The following is a 16,529-nucleotide window of genomic DNA, read 5'->3' on the forward strand; positions in this document are numbered from 1 at the left end:
GCCTCGGGATTGATCGAGGAGTCAGCCATGGCCAAGCGTGAGCGTGGCCGGCGTGCCCTGCAGGACGAGGTGAGCCGGCGCATCCAGCAAATCTATGAAATCGGCGAGGACGGCGCCAAGGTCCGGGTGCCGGCGCCTGTGCCGCACGCGCGCGATGCGCGCGGGCGCAACTGGAACATGACGGGCTTCGGCAATGCGTCCGGCTACGAGGCCAGCATCCGCGCGGTGGTCGACAAGGTGCGCGACGAGTTCGACCTGAGCGACGCGCCGGAGAACCGCGCGCCCAATCCGTTCGGTGACTGACGCGCCTGCCGTCGTCCTACTCGACCGATACGACGATGGCGACGCGCCGGTTCTCGCTGCGTCCGGCGGCGGTGCGGTTGTCGGCCACCGGGTGGCTCTTGCCCCGTCCGCGAACTTCAATGTTTTCCGGCGCAAAGCCGGTGCCCGCCAGCAGCCTTGCCACGGCTTCGGCGCGCCGCACTGACAGCGACTGGTTGTATTCGGCCGAGCCCGCGTCGTCGGTGTGGCCATCCACGCGCAGGCGCTCGATGCCCGCGCCCTTCAGCGCCCGCCCGAGGCGCTGCACATTGGCGGCGCGCTCAGCGTCGATCAGGTCCTCATTGAATCCGAACAGCAGCTTGTCTGACAAGCCGAGTTCCCAGCCTTCATCGGTCAGGGCGAAGCCTTCCTGCTTCAGCACCGCGACCTGTGCCGGAGACAGCCCGGTGGCTGGCGGCGCGGTTTGGCAGCCGGCCAGCGACAGCCCCGTCAGCACGACGGCGGCGAGCCAGAGTTTCCACAGGGACTTCCAGTAGGGCAGGGGCAGGCGTTCGGGCATGCGGGTTCTCACTGCGTGACGTCCAGGCGCGGCTCGGCGCATTGCCAGGTGCCGCCGGAGCGCCGCTTGGCGCCGTACATGGCGGCGTCGGCCGCGTGCAGCAGCGCCTGGCTGCCTTGCGCATGGACAGGGAAGACGGCCAGGCCGATGCTGAGCGAGGCCTGCACCGTGCTGCCGTCGGGCAGGTCGATCGGGGCGGACATTGCCTGCAGGATATGCTCGGCGATATGGATGGCGTCGCGCGGCGCGCGCAGCGCTGCGGCCAGCACGGCGAACTCGTCGCCGCCGATGCGTGCCACGGTGTCGCCGGCGCGCAGGCTGGCGCGGATGCGCTGGGCCACGACCACCAGCACGGCATCGCCGGCGGCATGGCCGTGGCGGTCGTTGATGTTCTTGAAATCGTCACTGTCCAGGTACAGCACGGCCGCGTATTCGTCGTTGGCCGCGGCATGGCGCACGGCGTGCTCCAGCGCTTCGACGAAGGCGGCGCGGTTGAGCAGGCCGGTCAGCGCATCGTGGTTGGCGCGGTGGGCGAGCGAGCGGTTCTCGTGCTGCATCTGGTTCTGCCAGGTCTGCAGTTCGTCCAGCAGGCCGTTGAAGTCTTCGCTGAGGGCATTGAGTTCCGCGATGCTGGCCGGCGGCGTGCGCTGCGCGAAATCGCGCTTGGAACGCACCGCGTGCGCCACGCGCATCAGGTTGCGCAGCGGCTCGACGATCTGCACCAGCAGCCGGCTGGCCAGGTAGTGGGCGCCGATGGCGGTCAGCAGCAGGCAGCCAAGCAGGCCGAGCGCGCCGCGCAGCAGGAAATGCAGCAGGTTGCGGGGGTCGCCACTGACGCGCAGCATGCCGACCTGTTGCGTCTGGTGCAGGATCGGCTGTTCCACGACACCCATGCTCAGCCACTCGCTCAGCACGTGGCGCAAGCCGGTCAGTGGCGCCTGGCCGGGGCGCTGCCATTCGGCCAGCACGTGGTTGTCGAGGTCGTAGACGGTGGCACGCGCGATGTCCTCGGACGCGGCGATAGCCGCCAGCGTCTCGCCGGTGGCCGCCTGGTCGCGGAATACGACTGGCGCTTCCAGCGTGTAGGCGATCGAGCGGGCCACCAGCCGCACGTTGTGGTCGGCATAGACGCGCAGTGCGGTCAGGCCAAGGGCGGTCAGCGATACCCCGGCAGTGAATACCGCGATCAGCGCCACGCCCAGGTGGATCCGGCGCAGCACGCTGTAGAGGGTGGGGCGGGCGCCGTTGCCGCGCGCCGGCTGGTGGGCGCTCATGATGGCGCTCCCTTGCGGCGGCCCAGCTGCAGCACGCCGGGGTGCACGTGCACGCCGCTGCGGGCGAGCGTGTCGAGGTTGACGCGGAACGAGACCTGCTGGTCGCGGATGTTCAGGCAGAACATGCTGCCGACCTCGCACTCGAAGTCTTCCTCGGCGATCACCAGCACCGGCCGGCCGGTCAGCTCGCCTGACAGCCGCTTGCGGCGGGCTTCGTTCATGGCGCCGATGTAGAGGGCATCGCAGGCCGGATGCAGCATGTCGGCCAGCACGTCGACCTGGCGCGCGCGCACCGGGCGGCCATTGGCGAGCGTGCCGCCTTCCATCAGCCGCGCGGAGTAGCGGCTGGTGTTGTCCACGCACAGCCGCACCGGGTCGCGCTCGATCGGCCAGCGTGCATACCCCAGCAGGCTGAAGACCACGCGCGCGACCAGGTCGGTGCGCTGCGGCGCGGGCTGCGCCGTTACCGCCGGCGGCAGCATGGCCGGCAGCACCGCCAGCGTCACGGCGAGCAGGGCCGGCAGGGCGCGGCGCAGCAGCGGTGGACGTCGGGCGGAATCGGCACTGGGAAGGGCGCTGGCTGGGGCAGGAGCCATGGTCTGGGGAAGGAGGTTCGGTGTGGCCTGTAATGGGTGGTGGGCTGTCCGCAGCCGCAGTTATTGTCCGGGGGCGGGTTCCGGGCGGTCAAGCGTCCGGCACGGGCGGGCCCGGCCCCGGAACACGCTTGTGCGGGCATGCTTCCGTGGGGCCTGTTTGCGACGCGGCGTGATACGGAATGTTTAACGGTTTTGGGTCGTTTTCCTGAAGTCAGGCGGGAACGCGCGCAGCGCTTCGCCGTGGCGGGCACAACACTTAGAATGGGTCCATCGTCCCCAACGCGCGCCTCGCCGCCGCATGCCGCCATGATTGCCGACCCGCTTTTCCGCTTCCTGCACGTTGCCGGCGTTGCCGTCTGGGTGGGCGGTATGTTCTTCGCCTACCTGTGCCTGCGGCCCGTGGCCGGCACCGTGCTGGAACCGCCGCCGCGGCTGCGGCTCTGGCGCGGCGTGTTTGCCCGCTTCTTCCCGTGGGTATGGGCGGCGGTGATTGCGATCCTGCTGAGCGGCGCAGCGATGCTGGCTGCAGTGGGCATGTCCGCTGCCCCACGCAGCTGGCACCTGATGATGGGGATCGGCCTCGTCATGACGGTGATTTTCTGCTACGTGTGGTTTGGGCCGTATCGCGCGCTGGGCCGGGCCGTGGATGCCCAGGACTGGCCGGGCGCCGGTGCCGCGCTGAACCGCATCCGGCAGGCGGTGGGGACCAACCTGGTGCTCGGGCTGGTCAATATCGCCGTGGCCACGCTGGGGCGCTGGCTGGCCTGAGCGTCCCGATGCCCCGGCATGGCGTCGTCATGTCACCACCAGGCAAAAGGAGAGCCGTTATGCGCGTCATCGCATGTCTTGCCGTCCTTGTTCTCGCCGCGGCGGGCACACCGGCGCGCGCCGAGCAAGGCAATGGCCTGAGCGCCGAATATGAACGCTGCATGGCCAAGGCCACGTCGACTGCCGACATGCTCGGCTGCGCCTCGGCCGAAGCACGGGTCCAGGACGTGGCGCTGAACAGCGCCTATCAAGCCTTGCTGCGGCGGCTGGAAGCGCCGCGCACCGGCCAGCTGCGGGTCGCGCAGCGGGTCTGGCTGGAGTTTCGCCAGGCCAACTGCACCTATGTGGCCAATCCGGCCGGCGGCACGGCCGCGCGCGTGGCCGGGGCGACCTGCATGGCGCGGATGACGGCCGGGCGGGCGCGCGAATTGCGTGACTTCGCCACCGATGCCGCCACCCGGTGAGCGGGCGAGCCATGTGCTAGAGTTCCCAGACACCTGTGCTGCGGCACGTCTCAACAGGAGATGGATCATGGCAAGTGAATCGCGCAACAACCTGAAGGCTTTCGTGCAGACCGCGCCCCAGGCGGGGCGCTATGTGTGGGTCATCGCGCTGGTGGACTTTGGCGCGCAGCAGATCCGGCGCGCCATCGTTTCGGACGACACCTTCACCACCTCGGATGCCGCGCGGGTAGCGGGCGAGGCCCAGCTCAAGGCGATGGCAGAAGACCACTAGCGAGTGTTGCGCGCCGGCATCTTTGTGACCAGCGGATACCGTTTCTTACATTGCGCCGGGATCGGTGCGCGCTAGACTGTGGGCATGTTCCTCCACAAGAAAGGACTCCCATGACACATCGCGCGCTCCGGCCGGCCAAGGCCCTCCTGCTGGCGGCCCTGCTGGGTTCCGGCCTGACGTTCAGTGCGGCGTCGATGGCTCAGGTGTCGGTCAATATTGCCATCGGCGTACCACCGCCGGCCCCGATCTACGAGGTCGTGCCCGCGCCGCGCTCCGGCTATGTCTGGATGCCGGGCTACTGGGACTGGGATGATCACCACCACAAGCACGCCTGGAAGAAGGGGCGCTGGGAACGTGAACGCCCCGGCTATGTCTATGAGTCGCCGCGCTGGATCCAGTCGCGCGACGGCTGGGTGCTGGTGCCAGGTCGCTGGGACCAGGGCGGGTACAAGGACAAGGGGCACAAGGATAAGGGCCACAAGGACAAGGGCTATCACTGCCCGCCCGGCCACGCCAAGAAGGGCGAGTGCTGAGGTGCCGGCCACCCGGCGCCGCACGGTGACGCCGGGTGGCCTTGCCATGCTACGATCGCCGCCATGACAACCGCGCCCGCGCGGCACATCGGCGGCGGATACCGGAGGTAGCAATGGCAAAGCACGTTTTCACGCGCGCGCAGTATCTCGACATCCTCAATGACAGCCTGCGCAAGCATCCCGGCTGGCAGCCCGGCATGGCCTTTGTGTTCCTGCCGCCTGGCGCCGATGCCAGCCAGGCCACGGCCGTGGGCTGCACCGGGCCGATGGAGGCCATTCCGGTCTATGCGGAAATCCAGCGGGTGGCTGCCGAACTGATCGAAGTCGGCAACGAATAGCGGCGCCGGTCGCCTTGCGGCCGGTGGATGCCGCAGGTGCGTACAATACCGGCCTCTACAGACTTTCGGATAATGCCGTGAAGAAAACGGACCTGGAAAAAAACAAGGGCCTGAAGATCGCCAACAGCCTGAAGCAGGCTTCGGCGGGGCGGGGTATTCCCGGCGGCGCGGCGCGCCCGGACCGGCGCGAACAGCGCCGGCTCGACCAGGAGCAAGGTCTGGTGCCCTTTGCGTGCAAGCTGGACGGCACGCTGGTCAAGCGCCTGCAGGCGCTTGCCGTCGATCACCCGGGTGGCATGACCGGGCTGCTCAATGAACTGCTGGCGGGCGCGTTGCCGCCGGAGCAGGGCCAGAGCTGAAATATGGTGGCCGCGCCCGCGGCCACCTGCCTGACCCCATCAGGCCACGAGCGGGTCAGTCCTCTTCTTCTTCGTCAAGGAATTCGCGGCGCAGCATCCAGTTGGCGATGGCTTCGTCGCAGATACGCTTGAATTTCTGCTTGTCCGGCACCTTGTCGAACAGCTGGAAATTGACCAGCGCCATGCCGGCATCGGTGATATAGAACATCCGGCTCGGATCGTCTTCATGGACGATGCGGCCATCGATGGCGTCTTCCTCGCTTTCCGCCGGCATGTCTTCTAGCTCGACCACGCGGCAGGTGAAGCGCGGGCTGCGGGTATGGGTCAGATACTCGAACTCGTCGTGCATGACCTCGCCGCCTTTGCCTGCGATAACGGCGAAGCCCCAGATAAAGCGGGGCATCGGCAGATCGGACAGATCTTCAATCTCGTCCATGGTGTTCTCCCTGATTCAATCCCCGCATTATCGCCCGGAACGCCGCCACCTCAAACGTTGACGTGGCGCTTAGGGCTTTGCCTGGCAGTTGGCCAGCGCCGGCGCGGCGTTTCCGGCCTGCATCAGGTCGCGCAGCGTGCCTTCCTCGCCCTTGGTCCACCATTCGTAGCGGCCGCCGACATAGCGCGCGCCGGAGGCCGACACGGTGCTGACCGCCAGCACCGGCTTGCCGTCGATGCGGAACACTGCCGCCTGGTTGTCCGGGCTGTTGAAATAGCGCACGGAAAGCGTCTTGCCGCCGTCGCACTGGTAGCGCACGGTGCGCACGTCCGGGAAGCGCACGTCGTCGATGCCGGGCGCGCGGGCGGCGTGCGCGGCGGCGCAGGCGCCGACGGTTGCGAGCAGGGCCACGGCGCGGGCGCAGGACAGGATCGGACGAGTGGTCATGGGTTTGCCTTGGTCGATGGGGGGTTGCCAGCCAGTTGAGAGGGGGCGGCGCCGATGGTGGTTCCGGCGGCGTCCGGGTCAGCCGAGCATGTAGCCGGCGGCGAGCGTGCGGAAGCTCTCGATTTCGCGCGCCTGCCAGGCCCCGTTCTCGCCGAGCTCCTCGGCCAGGACCGCGGCCACGGCCGGCGCGGCGTCCACGGCGGCGCGCGCGTCCAGGAACAGCGCGCGGTTGCGGCGGGCCAGCACGTCCTCGACCCGGCGCGCCAGTTCGTGCCGGGCCGCAAAGCGCACGTGCGCCTCGGTCAGGCCCGACGCCGGTGCCAGCATCCGGTCATATCCGGGCAGCGCGCGCAGCAGGTCCAGTTCATTGCCGTAGTAGCGGTCCGGCGAGCCTGAATCCGGCGGCGGCAGCCCTGCCGGCAGCCCCGCCGCGCCGTGCAGGGGCAGCTCGGCGGTCACGCACGGGGCCGCGCGCACCATCTGGCGCTGGATCGCGGTCTCGATCACGTCTTCGGCCATCTTGCGGTAAGTGGTCCACTTGCCGCCGGTGACGGTGATCAGCCCGGCCTTGGACACCAGGATCGTATGCTCGCGCGACAGCGATGCGGTAGAGGCCTCGCCGGTGGCCCGCACCAGCGGCCGCAGGCCGGCCCAGACGCTGGTGACGTCGGCACGGGTCGGGTCCCTGGCCAGGTAGCGCGACGCGGTTTCCAGGATGAAGTCGACATCGTCGGCGCCGGCGTCTGGTTCCAGCGGCAGGTCGCGGCGCGGCGTGTCGGTGGTGCCGACGATGGTGTGGCCGTTCCAGGGCACCACGAACAGCACCCGGCCGTCGTCGGTCTTGGGGATCAGGATGGCGCGCTCGCCCGGCAGGAAGCTGCGCGGCAGCGTCAGGTGCACGCCCTGGCTGGGCGCGACCATGGCACGCGCGTGGCCGTCTTCCATCTGCCGGATCGCATCGACCCATACGCCGGTGGCGTTGATCACGCAGTCGGCGCGCAGGTGGAAGGTGGCGTCGCCCAGCACATCCTGCACGGTCACGCCGCTGATCACGCCGCCTTGTTGGCTCAGGCCGGTTACGCGCATGTAGTTGACCGCGGTGCCGCCCACGTCGAACAGCGTGCGCATCAGCGCCACCGCCAGCCGCGCATCGTCGAACTGGCCGTCGAAATACAGGTTGCCGCCGCGCAGCGGACGCCCGCCGACGTGCTCGGCCAGGTTGGGCGCCGCGGCCAGCACCTCGCGGTGGTTCAGCCAGCGGCTGCCGGCCAGGTTGAGGTCGCCGGCCAGCATGTCGTAGACCTTGAGGCCGATGCCGTAGAAGGGCTGGTCGAACAGCTGGTAGGCCGGCACCACGAAGCCCAGCGGCCACACCAGGTGCGGCGCGTTGCGCGCCAGCAGGCCGCGCTCGTGCAGGGCCTCGCGCACCAGGCTGATATTGCCCTGGGCCAGGTAGCGCACGCCGCCATGCACCAGCTTGGTGGCCTTGCTGGAGGTGCCCTTGGCAAAATCCGCGGCTTCGACCAGCAGCGTTCGGTAGCCGCGCGAGGCGGCGTCGACTGCGGTGCCCAGGCCGGTGGCGCCGCCGCCGATGACGATCACATCCCAGCGCGGCTCGCGCTCCAGGGTGGCAAGCAGGGCGGCGCGGCCGGGGGGCTGGATCGGGGTGGAGACTCTCTGCATGACGCTTTTTTTGGGGGGTGTGTTCGGGGGGGGGCGGCGCTCAGGCGTGGCTGCCGTTGGCTTCATCCTCGCGCGCCCAGTCGCGCGCGCGGTCGACTGCGCGATGCCAGCGCGCCAGCCGGTGGCCGCGCGCGTCAGCCGACAGGTTCGGCTCAAAGCGCCGCTCCACCTGCCATTGCTGCGCGATCTCCGCCGGATCGCTCCAGTAACCGGTGGCCAGTCCCGCCAGGTAGGCGGCGCCCAGCGCGGTGGTTTCGGTCACGCGCGGGCGGACCACCGGGGTGCCGAGCAGGTCGGCCTGCATCTGCATCAGCAGGTCACTGCGCGAGGCGCCGCCGTCCACGCGCAGCTCGGCCAGCGAGATGTCGGCATCCTTCTGCATGGCTTCCAGCACGTCGACGCTCTGCAGCGCGATCGATTCCAGCGCCGCGCGCGCGATCTGCGGCCGGCCGGTGCCGCGCGTCATGCCGACCAGCGTGCCGCGTGCAAACGGGTCCCAGTGCGGCGCGCCCAGGCCGGCAAAGGCGGGCACCAGCACCACTCCGCCGGTGTCGTCGCACTGGCGCGCGAGCGGCTCGACCTCGGGCGCGCTGTTGATGAGCTTGAGGCCGTCGCGCAGCCACTGGATGGTGGCGCCGCCCATGAACACGCCGCCTTCCAGGCAATATTGCGTCTGGCCGCGGATCTGCCAGCCGATCGTGGTCAGCAGCCGGTTGTGCGACGCGACCGGCTGCGAGCCGGTATTCATCAGCAGGAAGCAGCCGGTGCCGTAGGTGTTCTTGGCCATGCCGGGCGACAGGCAGGCCTGGCCGAAGGTGGCGGCCTGCTGGTCGCCGGCGATGCCGGCAATGGGGATCTGCATGCCGAACAGCCGCGCCGAGGTGCGCGCCACCTCGCCGCTGGACGCCACCACCTCGGGCAGCAGCGCGTGCGGGATGTCTAGCAGCGCCAGCAGCGCATCGTCCCACTCGAAGCTGTGGATATTGAACAGCATGGTGCGCGAGGCATTTGACACATCGGTGACATGGCGCGCGCCGTCGGTCAGCTGCCAGATCAGCCAGCTGTCGACGGTGCCGAAGGCCAGCTCGCCGCGCTGGGCGCGTTCGCGCGCGCCTTCGATGTTGTCGAGCATCCAGCGCAGCTTGGTGCCGGAGAAGTAGGCGTCGATGATCAGGCCGGTCTTGTCGCGGAACAGCTCGCCGTGGCCGGCGGCCTGCAGCGCCTCGCACATGGGCGCGGTGCGGCGGTCCTGCCAGACCAGCGCGCGCCCGACCGGCTCGCCGGTCTTGCGGTCCCACAGCACGGTGGTCTCGCGCTGGTTGGTGATGCCGATGGCGCGCACCTGCGCGGCCGAGATGCCGGCGTCGGACAGCACCGCGTGCGCCACCGCCAGCTGCGATTGCCAGATCTCGTAGGGGTCGTGCTCGACATGGCCGGGATGTGGGTAATATTGGCGGAACTCTCGCTGCGCGAGCCGCACCACGTTGCCGGCATGGTCGAACAGGATGGCCCGCGAACTGCTGGTGCCCTGGTCGAGCGCCAGCACATATTGCGGCTCGGTGGGAAGCTGGGACGAAGCAGGGCGCTGGGCCTGCGCGGCTGGCTGGTTCATGCGTTCAATCCTGACAATGACAAAGCGCGCCGGCCCGGCCGGCGCATGGATTCCTGATGGCTGAAACGTCTTCCTTGCCGCCCGCGGACGCCGCGGGCAACCTCGCCGCCGGTCCCGCTGCGCAGATCGCCGCCTCGCTGGCGGCGCGCAGCGGCTTCGACGCCGCCGCCAAGCTGCGCCTGATGGCGGCAGGCCAGCAGGTTGGCTGGCTGCCGCGTGCCCATGCGGCAATCCTGCGCGGCATGGGCGCCATCCTCGGCCCGGACGAGCGCCTGGCCGATGGCACCACGGCGGCTGAACTGCTGCCCGGGCGCAATGACTTCGACGCGCGCAGCGCCGCGCTGCAGGCGCTGGCCCGCCAGCTGGCCGATGCCGGCCATGTGCGCGGCTGGCGCGACGAACTGTTCGCGGTCACGCCCGCGCTGGACGCGCCCGCACTCGCCGTGGTGGAACGTGCGGCGGCGCGCTTTCTCGGGCTGCTGACCTTTGCCTCGCACATGAACGGCATTGTCGATGGCGATGTGGACGGTGGTCCCGCTCTGTGGATCTCGCGGCGCAGCCTGGCCAAGTCGGTCGACCCCGGCATGTGGGACAACCTGGTCGCCGGCGGCATGCCGCACGGCAGCGATCCGCTGGCGACGCTGGTGCGCGAATGCGAGGAAGAATCCGGCATCCCGCCCGCGCTGGCGCAGGGCGTGCAGGCCCACGGCATGATCGAGGTGCTGCGCGACCTGCCCGAAGGCGTACAGTGGGAGCAGATCTATGTCTACGACCTGCTGCTGCCGCCGGGCTTCACGCCGCGCAACCAGGATGGCGAGGTCAGCGAGCACCGGCGCGTCGACTTGGCCGCATTGCTTGCTATCATGTCGGCCGGCGCCATGACGGTCGATGCGACACTGGTGACGCTGGATGCCCTTGGGCGACGCGGCTGGCTCGGTCCTGACCATCGCCCCTGAGCCGTCGCCGCGGGTTCCGCCTGTGCCGGTCTTGCCGACCTCGCTGACCTGATTTTCCCGGCCTTGCGCCGCGCCACTCCGACAGAACAACACACCATGAGCAACACCGGATTCATCCTGACCCTCTCTTGCCCCGACCAGCCGGGCATCGTCCATGCCGTCTCGGGCCTGCTGTTCCAGCACGGCTGCAATATCGTCGATTCCGACCAGTACGGTGACGAGTACGCCGGCCGCTTCTTCATGCGCGTGCATTTCACGCCGGCCGCCGGCGGCCCGGACCTGGACACGCTGAAGGCCGCGTTCGTGCCGGTCGGCGACCAGTTCGGCATGCAGTGGGAGCTGAACGACGCCGCGGTCAAGCCGCGCGTGATGATCATGGTGTCCAAGATCGGCCACTGCCTGAACGACCTGCTGTTCCGCGCCAAGGTCGGCGGCCTGCCGGTCGAGATCGCGGCCATCGTCTCGAACCACCGCGACTTCTACCAGCTGGCGGCGTCGTACGATGTGCCGTTCTTCCACCTGCCGCTGATGAACGCCTCGGCCGAGCAGAAGGCCGCGCAGGAAGCGCGCGTGTTCGATGTGGTGCAGGAGCAGAAGATCGACCTGGTGGTGCTGGCGCGCTACATGCAGGTGCTGTCCGACGACCTGTGCCGCAAGCTGGCCGGCCGCGCGATCAATATCCACCACTCGTTCCTGCCCAGCTTCAAAGGCGCCAAGCCTTACTACCAGGCGCATGACCGCGGCGTGAAGCTGATCGGCGCGACCGCGCACTACGTCACCGCCGCCCTGGACGAAGGCCCGATCATCGAGCAGGAGATCGAGCGCGTGGACCACAGCATGGACCCCGAGCAACTGACCGCCGTCGGCCGCGACGTGGAATGCGTGGCACTGGCGCGCGCGGTCAAGTGGCATGCCGAACACCGTATCCTGCTGAACGGCCACAAGACCGTGGTGTTCAAGTAAGCTCGCCGTCCCCCGGTTCCCGCGCCCGCGGGAATCCTGCCGCTTCACGGCTGCCGCATCCCCGCCGGCGCGGGGATGCCGGGCCAGCGGGTCAGTCCCGCTCCGCCACCACACACTTCACCCCACTGTCGGCCACGATCTGGTCGAACGGCGCTGCCAGCGGCTCGTCGGTAAAGAGCCGGTCGACCTGCGACACATGCGCCAGCTCCACCATCGCCTGGCGGTTGAACTTGCTGGCGTCCGCCGCCAGCCACACCTCGCGTGAATGCTCGATGATGGTCCGCGCCACCTTGACCTCGCGGAAGTCGTAGTCGCGCAGCGTGCCGTCGGTCTCGATGCCCGAGATGCCGATCAGCCCGATATCCACCTTGAACTGGCGGATGAACTCCACCGTGGCCTCGCCCACGATGCCGCGGTCGCGTGAGCGCAGCACGCCGCCGGCGACGATGACCTCGCAATCGGGGTTGTCGGCAAGGATATTGGCCACGTTCAGGTTGTTGGTGATGACGCGCAGCCCGCGGTGGTGCATCAGTTCGCGCGCTATCTCTTCCACCGTGGTGCCGATGTTCAGGATCAGCGAGCAGCCCTCGGGCACCGCGGCGGCCACCGCGCGCGCGATGCGCGCCTTGCCTTCGGCGTTGAGCACCTGCCGCTGCCGGTAGGCGATGTTCTCGGTGGTGGAGCCCTCCACCCGAACCCCGCCATGGAAGCGCGCCAGCATGCCATTCCCGGCCAGCAGGTTGACGTCGCGGCGCACCGTCTGGAGCGTGACGCCGAACTTGCGCGCAAGTTCGTCGATGGAGGCAAAGCCCTGGGTGCGGACTTCTTCGAGCAGGGCCGTCTGGCGGGGATTCAGGGTCATGCCGGGATTCTAGTTCAAACAGAAACGAAAACAAATGATGCAGTGCACTATTGTTTTACGTTCGTTTTGTTGCTAAAACGAACGTCAAGCCAAGACTTGTGTGCCTGCATCGCGCGCCAAAGCTGTGATGCGGGAAGCATATCGAACATGGAGACCGGATGCAGCTACGTTTGGAAGGCGTCGCACAGCAGGCAGGTTCGCAGGCGTATCTCTATCCGATGACGCTCGCGCCGGTTCCGGGCGCCGTGACCATCCTGCTGGGCGCCACGCAGGCGGGCAAGACCTCGCTGATGCGGCTGATGGCCGGGCTGGACCGGCCCAGCGCCGGCCGCGTGCTGGTCGACGGCCACGACGTGACCGGCATGCCGGTGCGCGAGCGCAATGTATCGATGGTCTACCAGCAGTTCATCAACTACCCGTCGCTCAAGGTCTTCGACAACATCGCCTCGCCGCTGCGGCTGCGGCGCAAGGCGCCGGCCGCAGAGATTGCCGCGCGCGTGCGCGAGCTGGCCGGGCGGCTGCATATCGACCACCTGCTGGACCGCTATCCGTCCGAGCTCTCCGGCGGGCAGCAGCAGCGCGTGGCACTGGCGCGCGCGCTGGCCAAGGAGGCGCCGCTGATGCTGCTGGACGAGCCGCTGGTCAACCTTGACTACAAGCTGCGCGAGGAACTGCGCGAGGAACTGGCGCAGCTGTTCGCGCATGGCGACGCCACCGTGGTCTATGCCACCACCGAGCCCGGCGAAGCGCTGCTGCTGGGCGGCCATACCGCGGTGCTGGACGCCGGCGAACTGCTGCAGTACGGCCCCACCCCCCAGGTCTTCCACTATCCCGATTCGCTGCGCGTGGCGCGTGCGTTCAACGATCCGCCGATGAACCTGGTCGAGGGCCGGCTGCAGGGCGGCTGGGTCACGCTGGCTGGCGATATCTCCGTGCCGGTGCCCGGCGCGGGCGGGCACGACGGCCCGGTCACGGTGGGGGTGCGCGCGTCGGCATTGCGCCTGGCCGCTGAGCCGGGCGCGGTGGCGGTGCCGGGGCGCGTAGCGCTGGCCGAGCTGTCAGGCTCAGACACCTTCGTCCACGCCGATACCCCGGTGGGCAACCTGGTGGCGCAGTTCGCCGGCGTGCTCGACCTGGCGCTGGGCGAGCCGGTGTCACTGCACCTGCTGCCCGAGCAGATCTATCTGTTCGACGCCGACGGGCGCCGCATCCATGCGCCGCGCCGGCCGGGCGGGCTGGCGGCGGACGTGCCCGGCGGCGCGGCCGCGGCTGCCGGGGCAGGGGCCTGAGATGGCGCGCATCGACCTGGACCTGGCGCACTCCTATGTGCCCAATCCGCGTACCGACGAGGACTACGCGCTGCTGCCACTGCAATTCACGTTCGAAGACGGCGGCGCCTATGCGCTGCTGGGCCCGTCGGGCTGCGGCAAGACCACGCTGCTGAACTGTATTTCCGGGCTGCTGCGGCCCTCGCACGGCACCATTGCCTTCGATGGCCGCGACGTGACCGCTGCCACGCCGCAGGCGCGCAATATCGCCCAGGTGTTCCAGTTCCCGGTGATCTACGACACCATGACCGTCGGCGAGAACCTGGCCTTCCCGCTGCGCAACCGCGGCGTGCCGGAAGCCCAGGTGCGCGAGCGGGTAGGACGCGTGGCCGAGATGCTGGACCTGTCGGCCACGCTCGATCGCCGCGCCAGCGGCCTGGCCGCGGACGCCAAGCAGAAGATCTCGCTGGGGCGCGGGCTGGTGCGCCAGGACGTGTTGGCCATCCTCTTCGACGAGCCGCTGACGGTGATCGACCCGCAGCTCAAATGGCAGCTGCGGCGCAAGCTCAAGGAAATCCACCACGAATTCCGCCTGACGCTGATCTACGTGACGCACGACCAGACCGAGGCGCTGACCTTTGCCGACCAGGTGGTGGTGATGTCGCGCGGCAAGGCGGTGCAGGTGGGGCCGGCGGATGCGCTGTTCGAGCGTCCCGCGCATACCTTCGTCGGGCATTTCATCGGCTCGCCGGGCATGAATTTCCTGACCGGGCAGTGGCGCGACGGCGCGATCGAGCTGGCGGGTCGCCGCTACATGCCGGAGTTGTCGCCGTCAGTCGAAGCGGCGCTGCGCGAGGCCGGCAGCTTCCGCATCGGCGTGCGGCCCGAGTACCTGCGCCTGGCGCCGGAGAGCGACGCGCAGGCGGTGCCGGTGCGGGTCGAGCGCGCGCAGGACATCGGCACTTACTGGCTGCTGACCGGCGGCGTGCAGGAGGCGGGCGCACTGGCGGGTACGCTGCGCGCGCGGCTGGGTATCGAGGCGGCCGATCTGCGCCTGGGCGACACGGCCTGGCTGTCGGTGTTCAACCGCCATACCTGCTACTACGTCAACGAGGAACTGGTGCCATGAAGCCCGTCAACCAGAAGGCCTGGCTGCTGGTGTTGCCGGTGGTGGTGTGCGTGGCGTTCTCCGCGATCCTGCCGCTGATGACCATCGTCAACTACTCGGTGCAGGACATCATCTCGCCCGAGCGGCGCGTCTTTGTCGGCACCGAATGGTTCCGCACCGTGCTGCGCGACGGCGAGCTGCACGACGCGCTGCTGCGGCAGCTGGGCTTCTCGCTGGCGGTGCTGCTGGTGGAAATCCCGCTCGGCATCCTGCTGGCGCTGTCGATGCCGGCCAGGGGCTGGAAGGCGTCGGCGGTGCTGGTGATCATCGCGCTGTCGCTGCTGATCCCGTGGAACGTGGTCGGCACCATCTGGCAGATCTTCGGGCGTACCGATATCGGCCTGCTCGGTGCCGCGCTCGAGGCGATGGGATTCGACTACAACTATACTGGCAGCGCTTTCGATGCCTGGGTCACGGTGCTGGTGATGGACGTCTGGCACTGGACGCCGCTGGTGGCGCTGCTGTGCTACGCCGGCCTGCGCGCCATCCCCGACGCCTACTACCAGGCCGCGCAGATCGACGGCGCCTCGCGCCTGGCGGTGTTCCGCTATATCCAGCTGCCCAAGCTGCGCGGCGTGCTGATGATCGCGGTGCTGCTGCGCTTCATGGACAGCTTCATGATCTATACCGAGCCGTTCGTGCTGACCGGCGGCGGGCCGGGCAACGCCACCACCTTCCTGTCGCAGTACCTGACGCAGAAGGCCGTGGGCCAGTTCGACCTGGGCCCGGCGGCGGCGTTTTCCATCGTCTATTTCCTGATCATCCTGCTCATGTGCTTCATCCTCTATAACTGGATGCAGCGCGCGGGCACCGCCGGCAGCGAGGACATGCCCCATGGCTGAGATGCGCACCCCCGCCAACCGCGCCACCTGGTGGCGCGCCGGCTTCCTGCTGGTCTACCTGCTGTTCGCCATCGTGCCGATCTACTGGATGGTGAACATGTCGTTCAAGACCAACGAGGAGATCGTCTCCACGCTGTCGCTGTGGCCCGCGGAATTCACGCTGCAGCATTACAAGACCATCTTCACCGACCCATCCTGGTATTCGGGCTACGTCAACTCGATGATCTACGTGGCGATGAACACGGTGATCTCGATCAGCGTGGCGTTGCCGGCCGCCTATGCCTTTTCGCGCTACCAGTTCATCGGCGACAAGCATGTGTTCTTCTGGCTGCTGACCAACCGCATGACGCCGCCCGCGGTGTTCCTGCTGCCGTTCTTCCAGCTCTACAGCACCATCGGGCTGATGGATACCCACCTGGGCGTGGCGCTGGCGCACCTGGTCTTCAACGTGCCGCTCGCGGTGTGGATCCTGGAGGGCTTCATGTCGGGCGTGCCGCGCGAGATCGACGAGACCGCGTATGTCGATGGCTACTCGTTCCCGCGCTTCTTCCTGACCATCTTCCTGCCGCTGATCAAGGCCGGCGTGGGCGTGGCGGCGTTCTTCTGCTTCATGTTCAGCTGGGTCGAGCTGCTGCTGGCGCGCACGCTGACTTCGGTCAATGCCAAGCCCATCGTCGCCACCATGACGCGCACGGTGTCGGCATCGGGAATGGACTGGGGCGTGCTCGCCGCGGCCGGCGTGCTGACCATCGTGCCCGGCGGCATCGTGATCTGGTTCGTGCGGCACTACATCGCGAAGGGCTTTGCGATGGGGCGCGTGTAAGCGCGCGACGCAACCTAACCGCAAC

The 16,529-nt window shown here is 68.6% G+C and carries 21 protein-coding genes; 13 read left to right on the top strand and 8 right to left on the bottom strand.

What is annotated here, in order from left to right; all coding sequences use genetic code 11:
- Positions 1 to 27 precede the first annotated feature (27 nt).
- Positions 28 to 303, top strand: a complete 276-nt coding sequence (locus AC3WVS_RS23625) for a hypothetical protein (RefSeq protein WP_010814363.1) — start codon at positions 28 to 30, stop codon at positions 301 to 303.
- A 16-nt stretch (positions 304 to 319) separates the two neighbouring features.
- On the opposite strand, the gene yfiB is transcribed toward AC3WVS_RS23625, so the two are convergent.
- Genes yfiB through yfiR form a run of 3 tightly spaced genes read right to left on the bottom strand, consistent with a single transcriptional unit; the run spans position 320 to position 2,711 of the window.
- A complete protein-coding gene (yfiB, locus tag AC3WVS_RS23630; protein ID WP_492320561.1) occupies positions 320 to 841 on the bottom strand; it encodes an outer membrane lipoprotein YfiB in 522 nt (173 codons plus the stop codon).
- An 8-nt stretch (positions 842 to 849) separates the two neighbouring features.
- Complete coding sequence (dgcN, locus tag AC3WVS_RS23635; RefSeq protein WP_492320562.1) at positions 850 to 2,115, bottom strand: diguanylate cyclase DgcN/YfiN; 1,266 nt, start codon at positions 2,113 to 2,115, stop codon at positions 850 to 852.
- On the bottom strand, positions 2,112 to 2,711 hold the full coding sequence (gene yfiR / locus AC3WVS_RS23640; RefSeq protein WP_492320563.1) for a regulatory sequestration protein YfiR: 600 nt from the start codon (positions 2,709 to 2,711) through the stop codon (positions 2,112 to 2,114). Before yfiR ends, dgcN begins: the two co-directional genes overlap by 4 nt.
- A gap of 306 nt (positions 2,712 to 3,017) precedes the next feature.
- Between yfiR and AC3WVS_RS23645 the strand changes: the two genes are divergently transcribed.
- From AC3WVS_RS23645 to AC3WVS_RS23670, 6 genes are all read left to right on the top strand, one after another.
- Entirely contained in the window at positions 3,018 to 3,479 is a 462-nt protein-coding gene (locus AC3WVS_RS23645; RefSeq protein ID WP_492320564.1) for a CopD family protein, read from the top strand.
- 59 nt (positions 3,480 to 3,538) lie between these two features.
- Positions 3,539 to 3,943 (top strand): lysozyme inhibitor LprI family protein, encoded by a 405-nt coding sequence (locus AC3WVS_RS23650; RefSeq protein WP_492320565.1) that lies wholly within the window; start codon positions 3,539 to 3,541, stop codon positions 3,941 to 3,943.
- 67 nt (positions 3,944 to 4,010) lie between these two features.
- Positions 4,011 to 4,214, top strand: coding sequence for a hypothetical protein (locus AC3WVS_RS23655; protein ID WP_010814357.1), 204 nt, complete (start codon positions 4,011 to 4,013; stop codon positions 4,212 to 4,214).
- A 110-nt stretch (positions 4,215 to 4,324) separates the two neighbouring features.
- Complete coding sequence (locus AC3WVS_RS23660; protein ID WP_492320566.1) at positions 4,325 to 4,747, top strand: YXWGXW repeat-containing protein; 423 nt, start codon at positions 4,325 to 4,327, stop codon at positions 4,745 to 4,747.
- Between the two features lie 113 nt (positions 4,748 to 4,860).
- Positions 4,861 to 5,085 (top strand): hypothetical protein, encoded by a 225-nt coding sequence (locus AC3WVS_RS23665; RefSeq protein WP_010814355.1) that lies wholly within the window; start codon positions 4,861 to 4,863, stop codon positions 5,083 to 5,085.
- Between the two features lie 77 nt (positions 5,086 to 5,162).
- Positions 5,163 to 5,444: a hypothetical protein gene (locus AC3WVS_RS23670; RefSeq protein WP_010814354.1), complete on the top strand. Its 282-nt coding sequence runs from the start codon at positions 5,163 to 5,165 to the stop codon at positions 5,442 to 5,444.
- Positions 5,445 to 5,499: 55 nt separating this feature from the next.
- Here the strand turns inward: AC3WVS_RS23670 and AC3WVS_RS23675 are convergent, their stop codons facing one another.
- The 4 genes from AC3WVS_RS23675 to glpK form a co-directional block, all read right to left on the bottom strand.
- Entirely contained in the window at positions 5,500 to 5,880 is a 381-nt protein-coding gene (locus AC3WVS_RS23675; RefSeq protein ID WP_492320567.1) for a hypothetical protein, read from the bottom strand.
- 69 nt (positions 5,881 to 5,949) lie between these two features.
- Entirely contained in the window at positions 5,950 to 6,327 is a 378-nt protein-coding gene (locus AC3WVS_RS23680; protein WP_492320568.1) for an MliC family protein, read from the bottom strand.
- A 78-nt stretch (positions 6,328 to 6,405) separates the two neighbouring features.
- Positions 6,406 to 8,010, bottom strand: coding sequence for a glycerol-3-phosphate dehydrogenase/oxidase (locus AC3WVS_RS23685; RefSeq protein ID WP_492320569.1), 1,605 nt, complete (start codon positions 8,008 to 8,010; stop codon positions 6,406 to 6,408).
- A gap of 40 nt (positions 8,011 to 8,050) precedes the next feature.
- Positions 8,051 to 9,622, bottom strand: a complete 1,572-nt coding sequence (gene glpK, locus AC3WVS_RS23690; RefSeq protein ID WP_492320570.1) for a glycerol kinase GlpK — start codon at positions 9,620 to 9,622, stop codon at positions 8,051 to 8,053.
- 56 nt (positions 9,623 to 9,678) lie between these two features.
- Here glpK and AC3WVS_RS23695 point away from each other — a divergent pair, with 56 nt between their 5' ends.
- Both AC3WVS_RS23695 and purU read left to right on the top strand, forming a co-directional pair.
- Positions 9,679 to 10,578, top strand: coding sequence for an NUDIX hydrolase (locus AC3WVS_RS23695; RefSeq protein ID WP_492320571.1), 900 nt, complete (start codon positions 9,679 to 9,681; stop codon positions 10,576 to 10,578).
- Between the two features lie 96 nt (positions 10,579 to 10,674).
- The gene (gene purU, locus AC3WVS_RS23700) at positions 10,675 to 11,541 is read left to right on the top strand and encodes a formyltetrahydrofolate deformylase (RefSeq protein WP_492320572.1); all 867 of its coding nucleotides are present in this window, start codon (positions 10,675 to 10,677) and stop codon (positions 11,539 to 11,541) included.
- Positions 11,542 to 11,632: 91 nt separating this feature from the next.
- Here the strand turns inward: purU and AC3WVS_RS23705 are convergent, their stop codons facing one another.
- Positions 11,633 to 12,403 carry a DeoR/GlpR family DNA-binding transcription regulator gene (locus tag AC3WVS_RS23705; protein WP_492320573.1) on the bottom strand — a complete coding sequence of 257 codons (771 nt, stop codon included), beginning with the start codon at positions 12,401 to 12,403 and terminating at the stop codon, positions 11,633 to 11,635.
- A 158-nt stretch (positions 12,404 to 12,561) separates the two neighbouring features.
- On the opposite strand from AC3WVS_RS23705, the gene AC3WVS_RS23710 reads away from it, so the two are divergent.
- Genes AC3WVS_RS23710 through AC3WVS_RS23725 form a run of 4 tightly spaced genes read left to right on the top strand, consistent with a single transcriptional unit; the run spans position 12,562 to position 16,504 of the window.
- Entirely contained in the window at positions 12,562 to 13,692 is a 1,131-nt protein-coding gene (locus AC3WVS_RS23710) for an ABC transporter ATP-binding protein (RefSeq protein WP_492320574.1), read from the top strand.
- Between the two features lies 1 nt (position 13,693).
- Positions 13,694 to 14,800 carry an ABC transporter ATP-binding protein gene (locus tag AC3WVS_RS23715; RefSeq protein WP_492320575.1) on the top strand — a complete coding sequence of 369 codons (1,107 nt, stop codon included), beginning with the start codon at positions 13,694 to 13,696 and terminating at the stop codon, positions 14,798 to 14,800.
- Positions 14,797 to 15,681 (top strand): carbohydrate ABC transporter permease, encoded by an 885-nt coding sequence (locus tag AC3WVS_RS23720; RefSeq protein WP_492320576.1) that lies wholly within the window; start codon positions 14,797 to 14,799, stop codon positions 15,679 to 15,681. Before AC3WVS_RS23715 ends, AC3WVS_RS23720 begins: the two co-directional genes overlap by 4 nt.
- Complete coding sequence (locus tag AC3WVS_RS23725) at positions 15,674 to 16,504, top strand: carbohydrate ABC transporter permease (RefSeq protein WP_414217155.1); 831 nt, start codon at positions 15,674 to 15,676, stop codon at positions 16,502 to 16,504. Before AC3WVS_RS23720 ends, AC3WVS_RS23725 begins: the two co-directional genes overlap by 8 nt.
- Positions 16,505 to 16,529: the final 25 nt, after the last annotated feature.

The sequence above is a fragment of the Cupriavidus sp. CPT47-8839-RL05A genome (assembly GCF_058792255.1).